An 18,594-nucleotide genomic window follows, 5' to 3' on the forward strand; every position below is an offset into this window, starting at 1 on the left:
CACATGATTATGCGTCGTATTGACCCAAGCAAATTAGAGTTAGAAGAACGCTTAGTTACGGTTAACCGCGTAGCGAAAGTTGTTAAAGGTGGTCGTCGTTTCCGTTTCGCAGCTCTAGTCGTTGTCGGTGACAAAAACGGTCACGTAGGTTTCGGTACTGGTAAAGCACAAGAAGTACCTGAAGCAATCCGCAAAGCTGTTGAAGATGCGAAAAAGAATTTGATTGAAGTACCAATGGTTGGAACTACGATTCCACACGAAATCATCGGACGTTTCGGTGCAGGCAATATCTTGTTGAAACCTGCTTCTGAAGGTACTGGAGTTATCGCTGGAGGCCCTGTACGTGCGGTACTTGAGCTTGCTGGCGTTGCTGATATCCTTTCTAAGTCTTTAGGTTCTAACACACCGATCAACATGATCCGTGCAACACTTCAAGGTTTAAGTGAGCTTAAACGTGCCGAAGACGTTGCGAAGCTTCGTGGAAAATCTGTAGAAGAACTGTTAGGATAAGGAGGGAACATTAATGGCTAAATTAGAAATTACCCTCAAACGCAGTGTAATCGGTCGCCCGGAAGATCAGCGCGTTACTGTAAGAACACTTGGTTTAAAGAAAACAAACCAAACTGTCGTTCATGAAGATAACGCTGCGATCCGCGGTATGATTAATAAAGTATCTCATCTAGTTTCTGTTAAAGAACAATAAAAATAAATTATAGGCTAAGGAGGTGTCCTAATGAAACTTCATGAATTAAAGCCTTCAGAAGGTTCACGTAAAGTACGCAATCGCGTAGGTCGTGGTATTGGTTCTGGTAACGGTAAAACAGCTGGTAAAGGTCACAAAGGTCAAAACGCTCGTTCTGGCGGCGGTGTACGCCCTGGATTCGAGGGGGGACAAATGCCTTTATTCCAACGTCTTCCTAAACGCGGTTTTACAAACATCAACCGTAAGGATTACGCTATTGTGAACGTAGACAAATTGAACGGTTTTGCGGAAGGAACGGAAGTCACTCCTGAACTTCTTCTTGAGACTGGTGTTATTAGCAAACTTAATGCAGGAGTAAAGATTCTTGGCAACGGTAAATTAGAGAAAAAATTAACTGTAAAAGCCAATAAATTCTCTGCTTCTGCGAAAGAAGCTGTTGAAGCTGCTGGCGGTACAGCTGAGGTGATCTAACTTGTTTAAGACAATCTCCAACTTTATGCGTGTGAGTGATATTCGGAATAAAATCATTTTTACATTACTCATGCTTATCGTCTTTCGCATAGGTGCGTTTATCCCTGTGCCATATGTAAATGCTCAGGCGTTGCAGACACAAAGTTCGATGGGGGTTTTTGATCTCCTTAATACATTTGGCGGCGGTGCGCTTTATCAGTTCTCCATTTTTGCGATGGGAATTACGCCTTACATCACTGCTTCGATCATCATTCAGCTGCTTCAGATGGATGTTGTGCCGAAGTTTACCGAGTGGTCTAAGCAAGGTGAAGTCGGCCGCCGTAAATTAGCTCAGTTCACGAGATATTTTACGATTGTGCTTGGTTTTATCCAGGCATTAGGTATGTCTTACGGGTTTAACAACCTGGCAAACGGTATGCTGATTGAGAAATCCGGCATATCGACATATCTGATTATTGCTTTAGTACTCACTGGAGGAACTGCTTTTTTAATGTGGCTGGGAGAACAAATTACTTCCAATGGAGTAGGTAACGGAATTTCGATCATCATCTTCGCGGGGATTGTGGCTAGTATTCCGAAAACTGTTGGGCAGATTTATGAGACTCAATTTGTCGGCAGCAGCGATCAGCTGTTTATTCATATTGTAAAAATCGCTTTACTGGTGATTGCGATTTTGGCCGTTATTGTTGGTGTTATATTCATTCAGCAGGCCGTACGCAAAATCGCGATTCAATATGCAAAAGGGCAAGGTCGTTCACCTGTTGGCGGAGGCCAGTCAACTCACCTTCCGCTTAAAGTGAATCCGGCAGGGGTTATTCCGGTAATCTTTGCGGTTGCGTTTCTTATTACGCCGCGTACTATCGCGTCATTTTTCGGAGAAAACAATGTGACAAAGTGGATTCAAGCCAACTTTGACAATACACATCCGGTGGGCATGGCGGTTTATGTCGCATTAATTATCGCCTTTACGTACTTCTATGCTTTTGTGCAGGTAAACCCTGAACAAATGGCTGATAACCTAAAAAAACAGGGTGGCTATATCCCGGGGGTTCGTCCAGGGAAAATGACTCAAGATAGAATTACGAGCATTTTGTATCGACTTACGTTTGTGGGTTCTATATTCTTAGCCGTGATTTCCATTCTTCCTATCTTTTTCATTCAATTCGCTGGATTGCCTCAAAGTGCACAGATTGGCGGAACATCATTGTTAATTGTCGTCGGGGTAGCCTTGGAGACAATGAAGCAGCTGGAGAGCCAGTTAGTGAAACGTAATTACCGAGGATTTATGAAAAATTAGAGGACTGGTTTTAACCATTCCTCTAAATAAGAGAGGACGGGGGAAATCCGAATGAACTTAGTCTTAATGGGACTTCCTGGAGCCGGTAAAGGCACACAGGGAGAACGAATTGTTGAGGATTATGGGATACCTCATATCTCAACGGGAGATATGTTCCGTGCTGCTATGAAAGAAGAAACACCACTCGGACTCGAAGCAAAGTCTTATATTGATAAAGGCGAGCTCGTACCGGACGAAGTCACAATCGGCATTGTCAAAGAAAGACTCGGCAAAGATGATTGTGAAAGAGGTTTTCTTCTGGACGGATTTCCGCGAACAGTCGCTCAGGCTGAAGCTCTTGAAAACATTCTTGAGGAATACGGCAAGCCGATTGATTATGTCATTAACATTAAAGTAGACAAAGACTCTTTAATGGAACGTTTGACTGGACGCAGAATTTGCAGTGTTTGCGGCACAACCTACCATTTGGTTTTCAATCCGCCGAAAACGCCGGGTGTTTGTGATAAAGACGGAGGAGACCTTTATCAACGGGCAGATGATAATGAGGAAACCGTCTCAAAACGGCTTGAGGTCAACATGAAGCAGACTCAGCCTTTACTCGATTTTTATTCTGAGAAAGGGTATCTTGTCAACGTCAATGGCCAGCAGGACATTAACGACGTGTACAAAGATGTGAAAGAGCTTCTTGGAGGATTGAGCAAATGATTATCTGTAAGACCCCTCGTGAGCTTGGCATCATGCGGGAAGCAGGGCGAATCGTGGCTTTGACTCATGAAGAGATGAAAAAGCACATTAAACCAGGAATCTCGACAAAAGAATTGGATCAAATTGCCGAACGTTTTATTGAGAAGCAGGGTGCAATCCCATCTTTTAAGGGGTATAATGGGTTTCGCGGGAGCATCTGTGTATCAGTTAATGAAGAACTCGTTCACGGAATTCCCGGTAAAAGGGTTTTGCGTGACGGTGACATTATCAGCATTGATATCGGTGCTAAATTAAATGGTTATCATGGTGACTCTGCTTGGACATATCCGGTAGGAAACATCAGTGATGATGATAAACGACTGCTGGAAGTGACAGAGGAGTCTTTATATAAAGGCTTGAAGGAAGCAAAACCAGGTGAACGTTTGTCGAATATTTCCCACGCAATACAAACGTATGTCGAAAATGAGCAGTTTTCAGTTGTTAGGGAGTATGTCGGACATGGTGTTGGTCAAGACTTGCATGAGGATCCGCAAATTCCTCATTACGGTCCGCCAAACAAAGGACCTAGGCTGAAGCCTGGTATGGTTCTCGCTATAGAACCGATGGTTAACGCTGGCAGCCGGTATGTGAAAACATTGGCTGACAACTGGACGGTTGTAACGGTAGATGGGAAAAAGTGTGCTCATTTTGAACATACGATTGCGATTACGGAAACGGGTTTTGATATACTGACAAAAGTCTAGATGATGAAATGAATTCCTTGACACATGTTTTTCATTCCGCACCTGGGCAGATTGTAGGTTTACAATTGGTCGGAAGAAAAACCGGCTAGCTGCTGTCATCGGAATGAAGATTCATCATCGTGTACTAAAGCAGACGGAGAAAGCGTACATTTCATTCTCCTTAGAAAAAGAATATCAATCATTCACCCTTTATGATTGCGTATCTCCGGAAGTTCAGAACAGTATAAACGAAACAGGGCGTGTGACAAACGGATAACTGAGATTTTCTCTTTTGAAATTTGTCAGAGAGCAAGTTACTGATTTGAAGAAGGGAGAACACTTGAATGGCGAAAGACGATGTAATTGAAGTGGAAGGTACGATTGTCGAAACACTGCCAAACGCGATGTTCAAAGTTGAACTCGAAAATGGCCATACGGTTTTGGCTCACGTATCTGGTAAAATCCGCATGCACTTCATTCGCATTTTACCTGGAGACAAAGTTACGGTAGAATTATCTCCATATGACTTAACTCGTGGCAGGATTACGTACCGTTACAAATAAAGCACTCCGGAAACTGAAGGAGGTTGGAAACACATGAAAGTGAGACCATCAGTTAAACCAATCTGCGAAAAATGTAAAGTTATTCGCAGAAAAGGAAAAGTAATGGTGATCTGTGAAAATCCAAAGCATAAACAAAAACAAGGATAATTAATAAGGAGGTGCCCAGAGAATGGCTCGTATTGCTGGTGTAGATATCCCACGTGACAAACGTGTTGTTATTTCTTTAACATATGTCTTCGGAATTGGCCGCACAACGGCTCAGCAAGTCTTGAAAGAGGCTGGTGTTTCTGAAGATACTCGTGTGCGTGATCTTACTGAAGAAGAACTTGGTAAAATCCGTGATGTTATTGACAAACTGAAAGTAGAAGGTGACCTTCGCCGTGAAGTTTCTCTTAACATCAAGCGTCTGATCGAAATCGGAAGCTACCGCGGAATCCGCCATCGCAGAGGTTTGCCTGTTCGCGGACAAAACTCTAAAAACAATGCGCGTACTCGTAAAGGTCCGCGTCGTACTGTAGCTAACAAGAAAAAATAAGTAAGTAAGGGAGGTACCTAAACAATGGCTGCTGCTCGTAAACAAAACACGCGTAAACGTCGCGTGAAAAAGAATATTGAGTCAGGAATCGCTCATATTCGTTCAACTTTCAATAACACGATCGTTACGATCACTGATACTCATGGTAATGCTATTTCTTGGTCAAGTGCCGGAGCTCTAGGATTCAGAGGTTCTCGTAAATCTACTCCTTTTGCTGCGCAAATGGCTGCTGAAACAGCTGCTAAAGGTTCAATCGAACACGGACTTAAAACTCTTGAAGTAACTGTTAAAGGACCAGGTTCTGGCCGTGAAGCTGCAATCCGTGCTTTACAAGCTGCCGGGCTTGAAGTTACAGCTATCAGAGACGTAACTCCTGTTCCTCATAATGGATGCCGTCCACCAAAACGTCGCCGCGTGTAATTTGTTTGTATAGATTTTGTGTCCCTGTCAATAATGGGTTATGATACAGTTATTTATGAAACGAATGCACCGACTCGTTGCCTGAGCACATACGGGACTAAACAATGGGGAATTTCGGATGGAATCTCATATGATTCTATTCGAGGTTTCGACGTTTTGAAGGAGGGTTTTAAGTAATGATCGAGATTGAAAAACCAAAAATCGAAACGGTTGAAATCAGCGACGATGCCAAATTTGGTAAGTTTGTCGTAGAGCCGCTTGAGCGTGGATATGGTACAACTCTGGGTAACTCCTTACGTCGTATCCTCTTATCCTCACTCCCTGGTGCCGCTGTAACATCGATCCAGATAGATGGTGTACTGCACGAATTCTCGACAATCGAAGGCGTTGTGGAAGATGTTACAACGATAATCTTGCACATTAAAAAGCTTGCATTGAAAATCTACTCTGATGAAGAGAAGACGCTTGAAATTGATGTACAGGGCGAAGGAACTGTCACAGCAGCTGATATTACACACGACAGCGATGTTGAAATCCTTAATCCGGATCTTCATATCGCGACTCTTGGTGAGAATGCGAGTTTCCGAGTTCGCCTTACTGCACAAAGAGGACGTGGGTATACACCTGCTGATTCGAACAAAAGAGACGATCAGCCAATCGGCGTGATTCCGATCGATTCAATCTTTACGCCAGTTTCTCGTTTATCTTATCAGGTAGAAAACACTCGTGTAGGCCAGGTTGCAAACTATGACAAACTTACACTTGATGTTTGGACTGACGGAAGCACTGGACCGAAGGAAGCAATTGCGCTCGGTTCAAAGATTTTAACTGAACACCTTAATATATTCGTCGGTTTAACTGACGAAGCTCAGCATGCTGAAATCATGGTTGAAAAAGAAGAGGATCAAAAAGAGAAAGTTCTTGAAATGACGATTGAGGAACTTGATCTTTCTGTCCGGTCTTACAACTGCTTGAAGCGTGCGGGCATTAACACGGTTCAAGAACTTGCGAACAAGACGGAAGAAGATATGATGAAAGTTCGCAACCTGGGACGCAAATCACTTGAAGAAGTGAAAGCGAAACTTGAAGAACTTGGACTCGGCCTTCGCAAAGACGATTGATCTAGTTTCCATGTGAACTAGGATTTTCGTGTGTTTTTTATTTAGAAACAGCATTCCATTAAAGGAGGGGACATCACATGTCATACAGAAAACTAGGACGTACGAGTTCACAGCGTAAAGCTATGCTTCGTGATCTTACAACAGATTTGATCATCAACGAAAGAATTGAAACAACTGAAACACGTGCGAAAGAACTTCGCTCTGTTGTTGAAAAGATGATCACTCTTGGTAAGCGCGGTGACTTGCATGCTCGTCGTCAAGCTGCTGCATACATTCGCAACGAGGTTGCTAATGAGGAAAATAACCAAGATGCACTTCAAAAATTGTTCTCTGACATTGCAACTCGTTACGAGGAGCGCCAAGGCGGATACACACGTATTATGAAGCTTGGTCCTCGCCGTGGTGACGGTGCACCAATGGCAATCATCGAATTGGTTTAATCACATATTTTTGTGTATCTAAAGAAGGGCGGGACAGTTTCTAACTGGATCTATGCCCTTTTTTTAGATATCAGAACTTTTTATCATGAGACAGACAAGCAGAGCTATAGCTGAGAGGAGGCCAGGCGCCCGTGGATCAAAAACAGCTTATATCCGTAAAAGACATTCTATTCCGATACCGCAAAGATGCGGAAAGACCGGCGCTGGACGGTGTGAGTCTGGAGGTATACGAAGGAGAATGGCTTGCTATCGTAGGCCACAACGGTTCAGGGAAGTCGACTTTGGCCAGAGCGCTGAACGGACTGATTTTGCCTGAGGCCGGAGAAATTGAAGTCGGCGGCATCAAGCTGACTGAGGATACCGTGTGGGATGTGCGAAAAAAAATAGGGATGGTCTTTCAGAATCCCGATAACCAATTTGTCGGAACGACTGTTCGCGATGATGTGGCTTTTGGTTTAGAAAACAATGGTGTTCCGCGCGAAGAAATGATTGAGAGAGTAGTTTGGGCTGTCACACAAGTCAATATGCAGGATTTTCTTGATCAAGAGCCGCACCATCTCTCCGGAGGTCAAAAACAAAGAGTGGCGATCGCAGGAATTATTGCCGCGCGTCCTGATATTATGATTTTGGATGAAGCGACATCCATGCTTGACCCGATTGGGAGAGAAGAAGTCCTTGATACTGTCAGACGCTTAAAAGATCAGGGCATGGCCACCGTCATTTCGATAACACATGATCTGGAAGAAGCCGCAAGGGCGGACAGGATCATTGTGATGAACGGCGGCAGGAAATATGCAGAGGGCACGCCTGAAGAGATTTTTAAATTAAACGAAGACTTGGTTCGCATCGGTCTTGATTTGCCTTTCTCATTCCAGCTCAGCCTGCTTTTGAAAGAAAGCGGACTGGCGTTAACGAAAAACCATCTGACTCAGGAAGGGCTGGTGAATGAGCTGTGGACATTAAAATCAAAGATGTAGAACACCGCTATCAAATGAAGACACCGTTTGAACGGCTTGCTCTGTATGATATCAATGCCGTAATAAAAGAGGGCAGCTACGTTGCCGTCATCGGGCATACAGGGTCGGGCAAATCGACGCTCCTGCAGCATTTAAACGGTTTGCTGAAACCGACTAAAGGACAGCTTGAACTCGGGAGCACGATTCTGGCAGCCGGTAAAAAGAATAAAGACCTTAAGACTTTACGAAAAAAAGTCGGAATCGTTTTCCAATTTCCCGAACATCAGCTGTTTGAAGAGACTGTGCTGAAGGACATCGCATTCGGACCGATGAATTTCGGTGTAAAAAAAGAAGACGCTGAACGGAAAGCCAAAGAAATGCTGGGGCTTGTGGGCCTTCCGGAAGACATTTTGGATCGTTCACCATTTGAGCTCAGCGGCGGCCAGATGCGCAGAGTGGCGATTGCCGGCGTTCTCGCGATGGAGCCGGAAGTGCTGGTTTTGGATGAACCGACGGCCGGTCTTGATCCGAGAGGGCGCCAGGACATTATGGACATGTTCTATGCGCTTCATCAGCGGGGAAACCTGACAACCGTTCTCGTCACCCACAGCATGGAGGACGCCGCCCGTTATGCCGACGAGATGATCGTCATGCACAAAGGAACCATTAAAGCGACGGGGAGTCCGCGTGACTTGTTTGTAAAAGGTGAAGAGATGTCCGAAATGGGCCTGGATCTTCCTGAATCGGTGAAGTTTCAGAGACGGCTTGAGAAGGCTCTCGGCGTCAAGTATGAGAAACCCATGCTGACCCTGCAGGATGCCGCCAGTGAAATTAAGGCTTTCTTTCAGGAGGAAAAGGACCAATGATGGACAGCATGATTATCGGAAAGTATGTTCCCGGATCATCGCTTATTCACCGATTGGACCCGCGAACAAAACTTGTCAGCATCTTTCTTTTTGTATGTATTGTTTTTTTGGCAAACAACGTACAGACGTACGCTTTACTCGGGTTGTTTACATTCGGGGTGATTGCCTTAACACGAGTGCCGTTCAGCTTTTTGCTGAAGGGGCTTAAGCCGATTATCTGGATTGTGGCGTTTACCTTTTTATTACACATTTTCATGACGCATGAAGGATCTGTCATTTTTCAGCTTGGCTGGTTTAAAGTGTATGAGGGCGGACTTATACAGGGTATTTTTATCTCCCTCCGTTTCGTTTACCTTATCTTTATGACGACGCTGCTGACGCTGACAACAACGCCGATTGAAATAACAGATGGAATGGAGCAGCTGCTGAACCCTTTTAAAAAGGTGAAGCTGCCCGTACACGAACTCGCATTGATGATGTCGATATCATTGCGATTTATCCCGACATTGATGGAAGAGACAGATAAAATCATGAAGGCGCAAATGGCGAGGGGTGCGGACTTTACAAGCGGCCCGGTGAAAGACAGAATCAAAGCGGTTGTTCCGCTGCTTGTCCCGCTGTTTGTCAGCGCCTTTAAACGCGCAGAAGAGCTCGCGGTCGCCATGGAGGCGAGAGGCTACCAGGGCGGTGAGGGGAGAACGAAATACAGAAAGCTTGTCTGGACCGGAAAGGATACCGGAGCTATTCTGCTCATCATGGTATTAGCCGTGTTATTGTTTTTCTTAAGAAGTTAGAGGTGCTGCTGAATGAGAGTGAAATGTACCATTGCTTATGACGGGCATTTATTTAACGGGTATCAGGTTCAGCCTGGAAAGCGGACCGTTCAAAGTGAATTGGAAAAAGCGCTGGCCGTCATCCATAAAACGGACGGCAGAGTGCCTGTTTACTCATCCGGCCGCACGGACAGCGATGTTCATGCTGCCGGGCAGGTCATTCATTTTGATACGCCGCTGTCCATCCCGGCTGAGAAATGGCCGTTTGCGCTCAATGCCCTGCTGCCTGATGATATTGCCGTCAAAACAGCAGAGATTGCGGATGATGGGTTCCATGCACGATTTAGCGCGGTCCAAAAGGAATATCGCTACATTGTATATACGGAGAAACACCCGGACGTATTTAAACGACATTACGCTTACCATTTTGCATATCCGCTTAATGTGCAGAAAATGAGGGAAGCTTCAAGGCACCTCATCGGGACACATGATTTCACAAGCTTTTGCGCGGCTGATACCGCGGTTCAGGATAAGGTCAGAACGATTTACGAGCTGGATTGGACTGAGACCGGAGACGGCCTGCAGATGCGGATCACCGGTAACGGTTTTCTCTATAATATGGTCAGAATCATTGCCGGAACGTTATTGGATACAGGAGCTGGAAAATTTTCTCCCGATGATGTAAAAGCAATGCTCGAAGCGAAAGATCGCGAAGCCGCGGGGCGCACCGCACCGGGGCACGGGCTGTATTTATGGAGCGTTTGCTATGACAACTAAACCAGGTGTAACATTTTCTTGACAGAGTCTGCATAAAGTTATAAGATATCATATGGTATGTATTTCAACCCCACGATAAGCCCCGGAACTTATTGTGTTGTGAAATAGAACGTAATCGAAGATTATTGAAAATGACAGATCATTTAGGAGGGAAATTCAATGCGTACAACACCTATGGCTAACGCAAGTACTATTGAACGCAAGTGGTTAGTTGTTGATGCAGCTGGCAAGACTTTAGGACGTCTTTCTACAGAAGTTGCATCTATCCTTCGCGGGAAACACAAACCGACTTACACACCGCACGTTGATACTGGAGATCATGTGATCATCATCAACGCTGAAAAAATCGAGTTAACTGGTAAAAAGTTAACTGACAAAATCTACTACCGTCACACTCAACATCCAGGCGGATTAAAATCAAGAACTGCTCTTGAAATGCGTACAAACTACCCTGAGAAAATGCTTGAGCTTGCTATCAAAGGCATGCTTCCAAAAGGTTCTCTAGGTCGTCAAATGTTCAAAAAATTGAACGTATACCGTGGTTCTGAGCATCCACATGAAGCACAAAAACCTGAAGTTTACGAACTTCGCGGTTAATTAAAAAGGAGGTTACCAATTTGGCACAGGTTCAATATTACGGTACTGGCCGTCGTAAAAGTTCTGTAGCGCGTGTGCGCTTAGTTCCAGGAGAAGGTCGTATCGTCGTTAATAATCGTGAAATCAGCGAGCACATTCCATCTCCAGCTCTAATCGAAGATATCAAACAACCATTAACTTTAACTGAAACAGCTGGTACTTATGATGTTTTAGTAAACGTACATGGAGGCGGCTTATCTGGTCAAGCTGGAGCAATCCGTCATGGTATCGCTCGTGCTTTGCTTGAAGCAGATCCAGAATACCGTGCAACACTTAAACGTGCTGGTCTTCTGACTCGTGACGCTCGTATGAAAGAACGTAAAAAATACGGTCTTAAAGGCGCTCGTCGTGCACCTCAGTTCTCAAAACGTTAATCGTTTTGGATGGCAAAAACCACAACTTCTTGGTTGTGGTTTTTTTGTATTTTTTTCTCATATTCAAGAGGTTATCCGATGTTTTTCTAGAATTGTTTGTTATACTCTATTCATTACCAATAAGGAGCGCAGTTATAATGAATAAGTTAGTCATACATAACAGCAAGGCATGGGATAAAAAAGTCGAAACAGGCAATGAATGGACGGTTGCGGTTGATTCTCATACGATTGGTGAAGCGAAAAAAGGCAATTGGAGCATCAGAATGACCCCCGGAAAAGATGTGCCGGCGGATTGGTTTCCGCCCATAGACGGTCTGAAGGTTCTTTGTCTCGCTTCAGGAGGAGGACAGCAAGGGCCGGTCCTTGCTGCTGCAGGAGCGGACGTGACCATCTTTGACAATTCGGAAAAACAGCTTGCGCAAGACAGAATGGTTGCCGAGCGGGACGATCTTACGCTTCGGACTGTCAAAGGCAGCATGAATGATCTGAGCTGTTTTGATGATGAGTCATTTGATTTTATCGTGCACCCGGTATCGAATTGCTTTGTTGATACGGTTCTTCCGGTATGGAAAGAAGCTCATCGCGTATTGAAAAAAGGCGGGTCTTTAGTCTCCGGTTTTGTAAATCCCGTCGTGTTCTTATTTGATATGGATTTAGAGCAGGAAGGTGTACTCAAAGTAAAGTATTCCATTCCGTTTTCGGATGAAAAAGACCTGAGTAAGAAAAAGGTAAAGGAACTTATTGATAATCATGAAGCGCTTGAATTCGGCCATACGCTGGAGGATCAAATTAAAGGTCAGATTGACGCAGGCTTCATGGTTGCCGGTTTTTACGAGGACAAAGGCGGCCTCGTGCTGGATGAATACATTAATACATACTCCGTAACAAGAAGCATTAAAATATAAAAACGGCATCCCGTCAGAGGTGCTGTTTTTTTGCGGCTTTTTCCTGCGGACGGCTGATCACATTAGCCGAAACCGGTTCTATTCCAATTTCTCTGGCCCAAACCGACAGTTGTCCCATATGGTGAATCTCATGCGCAAGGATGTGGCGGAGAATATCTTCTTTAGGAAAGGTTTGGTCCATCCAGTCCGGCTTAACAAGATCCGGTCCTTTGAGGGAGACCGCATGAATGACATCCTCCCGATGCTGTTCAGACAGCTTTCTGAGATCCTGAATGCTCGTATAGTCAGACTCAGCAGGTAAAACATCATCTTTACCTAAAATGGCACGAGCCCAGCTGATCTCGACATCAATGATATGAAATAAAGTCCGCAAGATGCTCTCCATTCCGCCCGTCCGGGTTTTCGTCAGTTCCTCCCGGCTCAGCTTTTCACATATCATAAACCACTCGTCACGCACCGTCCAATTGTATTGAAACAGCTTTTTCATCACGTCACCTCAGCTCTTTATTCTTCCAGTTAACATAAAACTCCTTCATTTGGGAGGATTTCCACTATCAACAAAGCATGCTTTTTCCCTTTTCCTTTCAAAATAACAGTAAAAAGGAGCGTGGCTGGCAATGGCAGAAGTATTATCTTTTTCAGACGTGAAACGGCAGAAGGATTTTGAGCTTGAGAAGAGTTTACTAAAGGAGCTGTCACTGACGCAGATCATTCAGTCCGTAAAAGCATGTCTTACCCCTTTGTTTCCCTTTCTTCAAGACGAACACGGCATTCTGAGTGAAGGATGCATAGATTTTGCAATTGAAGCGTATTTATTAGGCGGCAGGTTCGGCGTCTTTGGCTATTATGGTGAGTCTTTGCAGAGGGCAAACGCCCGTTCGGCTGAGGAAGAGGAAGAACTGACGGTCGATTTTTTTGAATATCTTTGCAATTGGACGCATGAGCAATATTCTTCCGTTAAACAAAAAGAAATCTATGAAGCGTCCTGCCGGTTTATCAACAGCTGGTGGACGGAAGGATTTCTGCAAAGAGAAAAACAATGTAAGCTCCGCATGAGGTAATCATAATTTCTTCCCTTGTCCCATACTTATTAATAACGGGGACAAGCGGGAGGGAAAGGTATGACAAAAAAGCTGAAATGGCTCGGTTTTTTACTTGGCTTTATCATATTATTGTGTTTATTCCGGTTTCAATTCCAAAATGATGATTCTTGGCGGCCGTGGAGTCTGCCTCTGAGCGGGAAAATCATCTATCTCGATCCGGGACACGGCGGGCCGGACGGAGGCGCCACGGGAGGCAGTCACCTTGAAAAGGACATTACTCTCGAAGTGGCCTCCAGGGTAAGAGACTATTTGCAGGAGCAGGGAGCTTTGGTCATTATGACGCGGGAGACGGATACTGATTTAGCTCCTGAAGGGACGAAAGGCTACAGCAGACGCAAAGCGGAAGATCTGAGAAAGCGCGTGGAAATCATCAACCGTTCAGAGGCGGAGCTTTATATCAGCATTCATCTGAACGCCATACCGTCACCGAGATGGAGCGGCGCCCAAAGCTTCTACTATGGAAAATACGAAGAAAATGAAAAAGTGGCAAAATATATACAGGACGAATTGAGAATCAATTTGGAGAATACAACGAGAAAGGCGAAACGGATACACGGCATTTACTTAATGCAGAATGTAACCAAACCGGGCGCGCTGGTGGAAATCGGATTTCTGTCCAATCCCGCGGAAGCGAAAAGGCTCGGCCAGCCCAAATATCAGGACAAAATCGCTTCTTCCGTGTATAAGGGCGTATTGAGATATTTTACAGAGAAAGGAGACCCTCCCGAGTAAGGAGGGTTTTTCGCCGATTCTATGTTTAATATATGGTATAATACCATTTGTAAACGAATACACAAAGGGTGAGGGTTCGATGATAAGAGAAGATGAAGTAAGAAATATAGTCGGAAACATGCGCGAACCTTTTCTTCATAGACCGCTGGGAGAATTGGATGCCATTAAAGAAGTAAAGATCAAGCCGGAAAAACGGCATGTCAGTGTAAAAATTGCATTGGCAAAAACGGGGACGGCTGAACAGATGGGTATTCAGCAGGAAATCGTATCCGTTCTGAAAGAAGCGGGTGCGGAAACTGTGGGACTGCGGTTTGAAGAGCTGCCGGAAGAAACATTGGCAAAATTCAGCCGGCCGGCTGCTGAAAGCGAAACCCTGCTGAATAGGAAACACCCGCCGGTCTTTCTTGCGGTGGCAAGCGGAAAAGGCGGTGTCGGCAAATCAACGGTTTCCGTCAACCTGGCCATTTCTCTTGCGCGGCTCGGAAAAAAAGTCGGCTTGATTGACGCGGATATATACGGATTCAGCGTGCCGGACATGATGGGTATTACAGTTCGCCCGACAGTAGAAGGAGAAAAACTGCTTCCTGTCGAAAGATTTGGAGTAAAGGTTATGTCGATGGGCTTTTTCGTCGAAGAAAACGCTCCGGTTGTGTGGAGAGGGCCGATGCTGGGCAAGATGCTGAATAACTTCTTCCATGAAGTTGACTGGGGAGAGGTTGACTATATCGTTCTTGATCTGCCGCCCGGCACGGGTGATGTGGCGCTTGATGTACACACGATGCTTCCGAGCTGCAAAGAGATTATCGTATCAACGCCGCACCCTACAGCCGCATTTGTAGCGGCGAGAGCGGGTTCTATGGCGATTAAGACCGATCATGAAGTTGTAGGGGTCATTGAAAATATGGCTTACTATGAAAGTGCAAAAACCGGCGAGAGAGAATATGTGTTCGGTCAAGGTGGGGGAGATAAGCTTGCAGAGGAATTGCAAGTGCCGCTGCTTGGCAGAATTCCTTTAAAACAGCCTGATTGGGACAAGGATCAATTTGCGCCTTCTGTCTATGACAGAAGTCATCCGATCGGGAAAATTTATATGGGGATCGCCCAGAAAGTCATTGAAAAAACAGCTGAATAAAAAAGGGGCCGGGATCAACACGGCCCGGCCTTTTATTGGCTTTCTTTTTCAGAGCTTGAAGCCGCTTTTTTCAATTCATCCTCGAATTGCTTTTTGAAAAGCGGGCTGGAAAGTGTCTCTGTAATTACATCTTCTAAGTAACTGCGGAATTTTTGGCTTTTCACCAGCTCATAGTATTTTTTATCCATGCCGGGGTCCTGCATGATCTGCATAAAACTTTTCTGATAATCAGGGTCTTTCATCAGTTTTTTTATGATTTTTTCATGCTCGGGCTGAAGAGTTTTTGCAAAGCTCTCGGCGAACTTTGAGTCTTCAAAGATGGTTTTCCAGAACTCCGCCCCTTTTTTAGAGGTGAGGGTTTTCTCTATTGTGCCTTTAATGGCATTTTGATCAATCACCAATGCCTCATTCATCGCATCATCATTTAATATTTCCTTAATTGCTTTTTTTCCATCATCGGTCTTTAATATATCAACAACCATTTTTTTAGTCTGGTCATAATCCATATCCGCTGCTTGGTCTTTTGGAGCACAAGCTGTTACAGATAATACAACAAAACAGCTTATCAATAGCGTTTTGGCTTTTGACATGCATAAGCTCCTTCCTTACTTGTACTTATTTTTAATATGATTCATCGGAATGGATTTATACATAACAAAATATCGCTGAACGCGATTGTCAGGGGGATGAATAAGAGATGAAAAGCCGCGGGCTTGTTCGATTTTTCTTTTCGATTTTAGCTGTGGGCGCTCTTATTACAAGCGTCGTGGGATTTGCTCTGAAGTGGGGGGAGTACAAGGGGTTCTTTCTGAATTTTGAGGCCGGTCAGATTTTCTCCGTTCTGATCTGGTTTATCGGGGTAGGCATGATTTTCAGTGTGATCAGCCAGATGGGATTCTTCGTTTTTCTGACGGTGCACCGGTTTGCCCTTGAAATTCTCAGATCAAGCTCGCTTTGGAATCTGCTTCAGCTGTTTATCATTCTGTTTGTCGCTTTTGATTTAATGTACGTCAGATTTTTGTTTTTCGGAGAGCGGGATGACTCGATTGCGGGGTTTGTCTGGCTGCCGCTGGCTCTGCTTGCCGTCGGCCTGTTGACGGCGTATATAAAACAAAAGCAGTCCTCAAAAAATACGTTCGTTTCATCATTATTTTTAATGGTCGTTATTACAGCGCTTGAATGGGTTCCTGCGCTACGAGTGAATAATGAGGACTGGCTTTATTTGATGCTGATTCCGCTGATGGGCTGCAATGCGTTTCAGCTGTTAATGCTGCCGAAGTTTGCCCAGAGGTAGTTATTTCACTTCTGATGACTTGACGTCAGTATTTGCGATCAGGTCGCCGACGGTCACGTTTTTCAGTCCTTTTTGCTTTAAATTGTGAATAATGGCGGGGAGCGCTTCTTCAGTCTGTGTTGCTGAATCAGAGGCGTGCAGCAGGACAATGTCGCCGCCTTTTATATGACTGTTTACATTTTCAATGATTTTATCAGGGCCGGGATTTGTCCAATCCTGCGAGTTAACGCTGTAATGAACCACTGAATAGTGGTACTGCTGTGCAATGGTAAGAACCTTTTTATTAAATTGTCCGGTCGGCGGGCGGAGTAAATGAACATTCTTCACTCCCAGCTTTTTAAATGCAGTCTGGGCCCGGAGGATATCTTTTTTTATTTCATTGTCCTCTAGGTTGGTATAATTCTTATACGCATATCCCATGCTGCCGATTTGATGTCCGTCTTTTACCATACGTTCAACTGTGTCCGGGTGCCGTTCCGCCCAAGAAGCTGACAGAAAAAAAGTGGCGTTTTTAATACCGTTTGCTTTTAGCGCGTTCAGAATTGGAACTGCTTTTTCGTCGCCCCAGCTGATATCGAATGTTAATGCGACTTCGCCCGCTTTCGTCTCCCCTTTTGAAATAGCCTTCGGGCCGCTATCAGTTAAAAATACAGGAAGGGGGACGGCTCTCTGTATATAAAAAAAGCTGGCTGCTGCAAATGCGGCAATGATAATAATAAGCAGCTGTTTTATCCTTCTGATGTGCCACACGTAGAAGTGATTCACTGATGACGCCTCCTTATCTTGTCCATGCTTGATTACATCGTATGCTGCGGCGGAGATGAATATAACGAAATACGTTTTAAAAAAATGAAAAAAACACTTGCTAAATTTAAAGAATGCATGGTATATTATTAAACGTCGCTGATGAACAGCAGACAACAACAAAAAGCTTCGGAAACAACTTGAAAAAAGTTGTTGACATAAAAGAAGCTGAGTGGTAAGATAATAAAGCTGCTTCAACAAGCGGTAATGATCTTTGAAAACTAAACAAGACAAAACGTACCCTGTTAATTCAAAGTTTTAAATAAATCGCACAGCGATGTGCGTAGTCAGTCAAACTACTTTATCGGAGAGTTTGATCCTGGCTCAGGACGAACGCTGGCGGCGTGCCTAATACATGCAAGTCGAGCGGACAGATGGGAGCTTGCTCCCTGATGTTAGCGGCGGACGGGTGAGTAACACGTGGGTAACCTGCCTGTAAGACTGGGATAACTCCGGGAAACCGGGGCTAATACCGGATGGTTGTCTGAACCGCATGGTTCAGACATAAAAGGTGGCTTCGGCTACCACTTACAGATGGACCCGCGGCGCATTAGCTAGTTGGTGAGGTAACGGCTCACCAAGGCGACGATGCGTAGCCGACCTGAGAGGGTGATCGGCCACACTGGGACTGAGACACGGCCCAGACTCCTACGGGAGGCAGCAGTAGGGAATCTTCCGCAATGGACGAAAGTCTGACGGAGCAACGCCGCGTGAGTGATGAAGGTTTTCGGATCGTAAAGCTCTGTTGTTAGGGAAGAACAAGTGCCGTTCAAATAGGGCGGCGCCTTGACGGTACCTAACCAGAAAGCCACGGCTAACTACGTGCCAGCAGCCGCGGTAATACGTAGGTGGCAAGCGTTGTCCGGAATTATTGGGCGTAAAGGGCTCGCAGGCGGTTTCTTAAGTCTGATGTGAAAGCCCCCGGCTCAACCGGGGAGGGTCATTGGAAACTGGGGAACTTGAGTGCAGAAGAGGAGAGTGGAATTCCACGTGTAGCGGTGAAATGCGTAGAGATGTGGAGGAACACCAGTGGCGAAGGCGACTCTCTGGTCTGTAACTGACGCTGAGGAGCGAAAGCGTGGGGAGCGAACAGGATTAGATACCCTGGTAGTCCACGCCGTAAACGATGAGTGCTAAGTGTTAGGGGGTTTCCGCCCCTTAGTGCTGCAGCTAACGCATTAAGCACTCCGCCTGGGGAGTACGGTCGCAAGACTGAAACTCAAAGGAATTGACGGGGGCCCGCACAAGCGGTGGAGCATGTGGTT

General features: G+C 45.2%; 26 protein-coding genes, 1 rRNA gene and 1 pseudogene (1 of these 28 cut by a window edge). 25 read left to right on the forward strand and 3 right to left on the reverse strand.

Going from position 1 to position 18,594, the window contains the following annotated elements:
• Positions 1-9: 9 nt before the first annotated feature.
• From rpsE to G4O42_RS00910, 20 genes and pseudogenes are all read left to right on the forward strand, one after another.
• Positions 10-510, forward strand: a complete 501-nt coding sequence (gene rpsE, locus G4O42_RS00815; protein ID WP_003328273.1) for a 30S ribosomal protein S5 — start codon at positions 10-12, stop codon at positions 508-510.
• Positions 511-523: 13 nt separating this feature from the next.
• A complete protein-coding gene (gene rpmD / locus G4O42_RS00820; protein WP_003156497.1) occupies positions 524-703 on the forward strand; it encodes a 50S ribosomal protein L30 in 180 nt (59 codons plus the stop codon).
• 30 nt (positions 704-733) lie between these two features.
• Positions 734-1,174 (forward strand): 50S ribosomal protein L15, encoded by a 441-nt coding sequence (gene rplO, locus G4O42_RS00825; protein WP_007410405.1) that lies wholly within the window; start codon positions 734-736, stop codon positions 1,172-1,174.
• Position 1,175: 1 nt separating this feature from the next.
• Positions 1,176-2,471 (forward strand): preprotein translocase subunit SecY, encoded by a 1,296-nt coding sequence (gene secY, locus G4O42_RS00830; RefSeq protein WP_007615246.1) that lies wholly within the window; start codon positions 1,176-1,178, stop codon positions 2,469-2,471.
• A 51-nt stretch (positions 2,472-2,522) separates the two neighbouring features.
• Positions 2,523-3,176 carry an adenylate kinase gene (locus tag G4O42_RS00835; RefSeq protein ID WP_007410407.1) on the forward strand — a complete coding sequence of 218 codons (654 nt, stop codon included), beginning with the start codon at positions 2,523-2,525 and terminating at the stop codon, positions 3,174-3,176.
• Positions 3,173-3,919, forward strand: coding sequence for a type I methionyl aminopeptidase (map, locus tag G4O42_RS00840; RefSeq protein WP_007410408.1), 747 nt, complete (start codon positions 3,173-3,175; stop codon positions 3,917-3,919). The genes G4O42_RS00835 and map overlap by 4 nt, the downstream gene beginning before the upstream one ends.
• Before the next feature lie 64 nt (positions 3,920-3,983).
• Positions 3,984-4,265: pseudogene (locus tag G4O42_RS19835) on the forward strand (KOW domain-containing RNA-binding protein).
• Positions 4,243-4,461 carry a translation initiation factor IF-1 gene (gene infA / locus G4O42_RS00850; RefSeq protein ID WP_003156508.1) on the forward strand — a complete coding sequence of 73 codons (219 nt, stop codon included), beginning with the start codon at positions 4,243-4,245 and terminating at the stop codon, positions 4,459-4,461. The pseudogene G4O42_RS19835 and the gene infA overlap by 23 nt, the downstream one beginning before the upstream one ends.
• Positions 4,462-4,494: 33 nt before the next feature.
• The gene (gene rpmJ / locus G4O42_RS00855; protein WP_003156543.1) at positions 4,495-4,608 is read left to right on the forward strand and encodes a 50S ribosomal protein L36; all 114 of its coding nucleotides are present in this window, start codon (positions 4,495-4,497) and stop codon (positions 4,606-4,608) included.
• A gap of 22 nt (positions 4,609-4,630) precedes the next feature.
• Positions 4,631-4,996: a 30S ribosomal protein S13 gene (rpsM, locus tag G4O42_RS00860; protein ID WP_003156545.1), complete on the forward strand. Its 366-nt coding sequence runs from the start codon at positions 4,631-4,633 to the stop codon at positions 4,994-4,996.
• 24 nt (positions 4,997-5,020) lie between these two features.
• Entirely contained in the window at positions 5,021-5,416 is a 396-nt protein-coding gene (rpsK, locus tag G4O42_RS00865) for a 30S ribosomal protein S11 (protein WP_003156547.1), read from the forward strand.
• 176 nt (positions 5,417-5,592) lie between these two features.
• Positions 5,593-6,537 (forward strand): DNA-directed RNA polymerase subunit alpha, encoded by a 945-nt coding sequence (locus G4O42_RS00870; protein WP_003156549.1) that lies wholly within the window; start codon positions 5,593-5,595, stop codon positions 6,535-6,537.
• A 77-nt stretch (positions 6,538-6,614) separates the two neighbouring features.
• Positions 6,615-6,977, forward strand: a complete 363-nt coding sequence (rplQ, locus tag G4O42_RS00875) for a 50S ribosomal protein L17 (protein ID WP_003156550.1) — start codon at positions 6,615-6,617, stop codon at positions 6,975-6,977.
• 131 nt (positions 6,978-7,108) lie between these two features.
• Positions 7,109-7,954 carry an energy-coupling factor ABC transporter ATP-binding protein gene (locus G4O42_RS00880; RefSeq protein ID WP_032872235.1) on the forward strand — a complete coding sequence of 282 codons (846 nt, stop codon included), beginning with the start codon at positions 7,109-7,111 and terminating at the stop codon, positions 7,952-7,954.
• On the forward strand, positions 7,930-8,799 hold the full coding sequence (locus tag G4O42_RS00885; protein ID WP_007615263.1) for an energy-coupling factor ABC transporter ATP-binding protein: 870 nt from the start codon (positions 7,930-7,932) through the stop codon (positions 8,797-8,799). Before G4O42_RS00880 ends, G4O42_RS00885 begins: the two co-directional genes overlap by 25 nt.
• Positions 8,796-9,593 (forward strand): energy-coupling factor transporter transmembrane component T family protein, encoded by a 798-nt coding sequence (locus G4O42_RS00890; RefSeq protein ID WP_007410412.1) that lies wholly within the window; start codon positions 8,796-8,798, stop codon positions 9,591-9,593. The genes G4O42_RS00885 and G4O42_RS00890 overlap by 4 nt, the downstream gene beginning before the upstream one ends.
• Positions 9,594-9,605: 12 nt before the next feature.
• Entirely contained in the window at positions 9,606-10,349 is a 744-nt protein-coding gene (gene truA, locus G4O42_RS00895; protein WP_032872237.1) for a tRNA pseudouridine(38-40) synthase TruA, read from the forward strand.
• A 159-nt stretch (positions 10,350-10,508) separates the two neighbouring features.
• Complete coding sequence (rplM, locus tag G4O42_RS00900; protein ID WP_003225844.1) at positions 10,509-10,946, forward strand: 50S ribosomal protein L13; 438 nt, start codon at positions 10,509-10,511, stop codon at positions 10,944-10,946.
• A gap of 20 nt (positions 10,947-10,966) precedes the next feature.
• Positions 10,967-11,359, forward strand: coding sequence for a 30S ribosomal protein S9 (rpsI, locus tag G4O42_RS00905; RefSeq protein ID WP_003225846.1), 393 nt, complete (start codon positions 10,967-10,969; stop codon positions 11,357-11,359).
• 137 nt (positions 11,360-11,496) lie between these two features.
• Positions 11,497-12,264 carry a class I SAM-dependent methyltransferase gene (locus G4O42_RS00910; protein WP_007410414.1) on the forward strand — a complete coding sequence of 256 codons (768 nt, stop codon included), beginning with the start codon at positions 11,497-11,499 and terminating at the stop codon, positions 12,262-12,264.
• Between the two features lie 13 nt (positions 12,265-12,277).
• Here G4O42_RS00910 and G4O42_RS00915 read toward each other — a convergent pair whose 3' ends face one another.
• Positions 12,278-12,751, reverse strand: coding sequence for a DinB family protein (locus G4O42_RS00915; RefSeq protein ID WP_032872239.1), 474 nt, complete (start codon positions 12,749-12,751; stop codon positions 12,278-12,280).
• Between the two features lie 130 nt (positions 12,752-12,881).
• On the opposite strand from G4O42_RS00915, the gene G4O42_RS00920 reads away from it, so the two are divergent.
• The 3 genes from G4O42_RS00920 to G4O42_RS00930 all read left to right on the forward strand — a co-directional run bounded on the left by G4O42_RS00920 (position 12,882) and on the right by G4O42_RS00930 (position 15,231).
• The gene (locus G4O42_RS00920) at positions 12,882-13,325 is read left to right on the forward strand and encodes a DUF2521 family protein (protein ID WP_032872241.1); all 444 of its coding nucleotides are present in this window, start codon (positions 12,882-12,884) and stop codon (positions 13,323-13,325) included.
• A gap of 60 nt (positions 13,326-13,385) precedes the next feature.
• Positions 13,386-14,099: an N-acetylmuramoyl-L-alanine amidase CwlD gene (gene cwlD / locus G4O42_RS00925; protein WP_007615278.1), complete on the forward strand. Its 714-nt coding sequence runs from the start codon at positions 13,386-13,388 to the stop codon at positions 14,097-14,099.
• 79 nt (positions 14,100-14,178) lie between these two features.
• Complete coding sequence (locus G4O42_RS00930; RefSeq protein WP_032872244.1) at positions 14,179-15,231, forward strand: Mrp/NBP35 family ATP-binding protein; 1,053 nt, start codon at positions 14,179-14,181, stop codon at positions 15,229-15,231.
• 32 nt (positions 15,232-15,263) lie between these two features.
• Here the strand turns inward: G4O42_RS00930 and gerD are convergent, their stop codons facing one another.
• Positions 15,264-15,821 (reverse strand): spore germination lipoprotein GerD, encoded by a 558-nt coding sequence (gene gerD / locus G4O42_RS00935; protein WP_007615280.1) that lies wholly within the window; start codon positions 15,819-15,821, stop codon positions 15,264-15,266.
• A gap of 107 nt (positions 15,822-15,928) precedes the next feature.
• Here gerD and kbaA point away from each other — a divergent pair, with 107 nt between their 5' ends.
• Positions 15,929-16,525, forward strand: coding sequence for a KinB-signaling pathway activation protein (gene kbaA, locus G4O42_RS00940; protein ID WP_007410420.1), 597 nt, complete (start codon positions 15,929-15,931; stop codon positions 16,523-16,525).
• On the opposite strand, the gene pdaB is transcribed toward kbaA, so the two are convergent.
• The gene (gene pdaB, locus G4O42_RS00945; RefSeq protein WP_011996204.1) at positions 16,526-17,290 is read right to left on the reverse strand and encodes a polysaccharide deacetylase family sporulation protein PdaB; all 765 of its coding nucleotides are present in this window, start codon (positions 17,288-17,290) and stop codon (positions 16,526-16,528) included.
• A 340-nt stretch (positions 17,291-17,630) separates the two neighbouring features.
• On the opposite strand from pdaB, the gene G4O42_RS00950 reads away from it, so the two are divergent.
• A 16S ribosomal RNA gene (locus tag G4O42_RS00950) occupies positions 17,631-18,594 on the forward strand; it runs 586 nt beyond the window's last position.

It is taken from the genome of Bacillus sp. LUNF1, from assembly GCF_011008975.1.
Lineage (GTDB): Bacteria > Bacillota > Bacilli > Bacillales > Bacillaceae > Bacillus > Bacillus velezensis.

What these genes read in the sequence shown, in the direction of transcription:
- rpsE (WP_003328273.1), top strand. Translation starts at nt 10, where the DNA reads ATGCGTCGTATTGACCCAAGCAAATTAGAGTTAGAAGAACGCTTAGTT.
- rpmD (WP_003156497.1), top strand. Translation starts at nt 524, where the DNA reads ATGGCTAAATTAGAAATTACCCTCAAACGCAGTGTAATCGGTCGCCCG.
- rplO (WP_007410405.1), top strand. Translation starts at nt 734, where the DNA reads ATGAAACTTCATGAATTAAAGCCTTCAGAAGGTTCACGTAAAGTACGC.
- G4O42_RS00835 (WP_007410407.1), top strand. Translation starts at nt 2,523, where the DNA reads ATGAACTTAGTCTTAATGGGACTTCCTGGAGCCGGTAAAGGCACACAG.
- map (WP_007410408.1), top strand. Translation starts at nt 3,173, where the DNA reads ATGATTATCTGTAAGACCCCTCGTGAGCTTGGCATCATGCGGGAAGCA.
- infA (WP_003156508.1), top strand. Translation starts at nt 4,243, where the DNA reads ATGGCGAAAGACGATGTAATTGAAGTGGAAGGTACGATTGTCGAAACA.
- rpmJ (WP_003156543.1), top strand. Translation starts at nt 4,495, where the DNA reads ATGAAAGTGAGACCATCAGTTAAACCAATCTGCGAAAAATGTAAAGTT.
- rpsM (WP_003156545.1), top strand. Translation starts at nt 4,631, where the DNA reads ATGGCTCGTATTGCTGGTGTAGATATCCCACGTGACAAACGTGTTGTT.
- rpsK (WP_003156547.1), top strand. Translation starts at nt 5,021, where the DNA reads ATGGCTGCTGCTCGTAAACAAAACACGCGTAAACGTCGCGTGAAAAAG.
- G4O42_RS00870 (WP_003156549.1), top strand. Translation starts at nt 5,593, where the DNA reads ATGATCGAGATTGAAAAACCAAAAATCGAAACGGTTGAAATCAGCGAC.
- rplQ (WP_003156550.1), top strand. Translation starts at nt 6,615, where the DNA reads ATGTCATACAGAAAACTAGGACGTACGAGTTCACAGCGTAAAGCTATG.
- G4O42_RS00890 (WP_007410412.1), top strand. Translation starts at nt 8,796, where the DNA reads ATGATGGACAGCATGATTATCGGAAAGTATGTTCCCGGATCATCGCTT.
- truA (WP_032872237.1), top strand. Translation starts at nt 9,606, where the DNA reads ATGAGAGTGAAATGTACCATTGCTTATGACGGGCATTTATTTAACGGG.
- rplM (WP_003225844.1), top strand. Translation starts at nt 10,509, where the DNA reads ATGCGTACAACACCTATGGCTAACGCAAGTACTATTGAACGCAAGTGG.
- G4O42_RS00910 (WP_007410414.1), top strand. Translation starts at nt 11,497, where the DNA reads ATGAATAAGTTAGTCATACATAACAGCAAGGCATGGGATAAAAAAGTC.
- G4O42_RS00915 (WP_032872239.1), bottom strand. Translation starts at nt 12,751, where the DNA reads ATGAAAAAGCTGTTTCAATACAATTGGACGGTGCGTGACGAGTGGTTT.
- G4O42_RS00920 (WP_032872241.1), top strand. Translation starts at nt 12,882, where the DNA reads ATGGCAGAAGTATTATCTTTTTCAGACGTGAAACGGCAGAAGGATTTT.
- cwlD (WP_007615278.1), top strand. Translation starts at nt 13,386, where the DNA reads ATGACAAAAAAGCTGAAATGGCTCGGTTTTTTACTTGGCTTTATCATA.
- G4O42_RS00930 (WP_032872244.1), top strand. Translation starts at nt 14,179, where the DNA reads ATGATAAGAGAAGATGAAGTAAGAAATATAGTCGGAAACATGCGCGAA.
- gerD (WP_007615280.1), bottom strand. Translation starts at nt 15,821, where the DNA reads ATGTCAAAAGCCAAAACGCTATTGATAAGCTGTTTTGTTGTATTATCT.
- kbaA (WP_007410420.1), top strand. Translation starts at nt 15,929, where the DNA reads ATGAAAAGCCGCGGGCTTGTTCGATTTTTCTTTTCGATTTTAGCTGTG.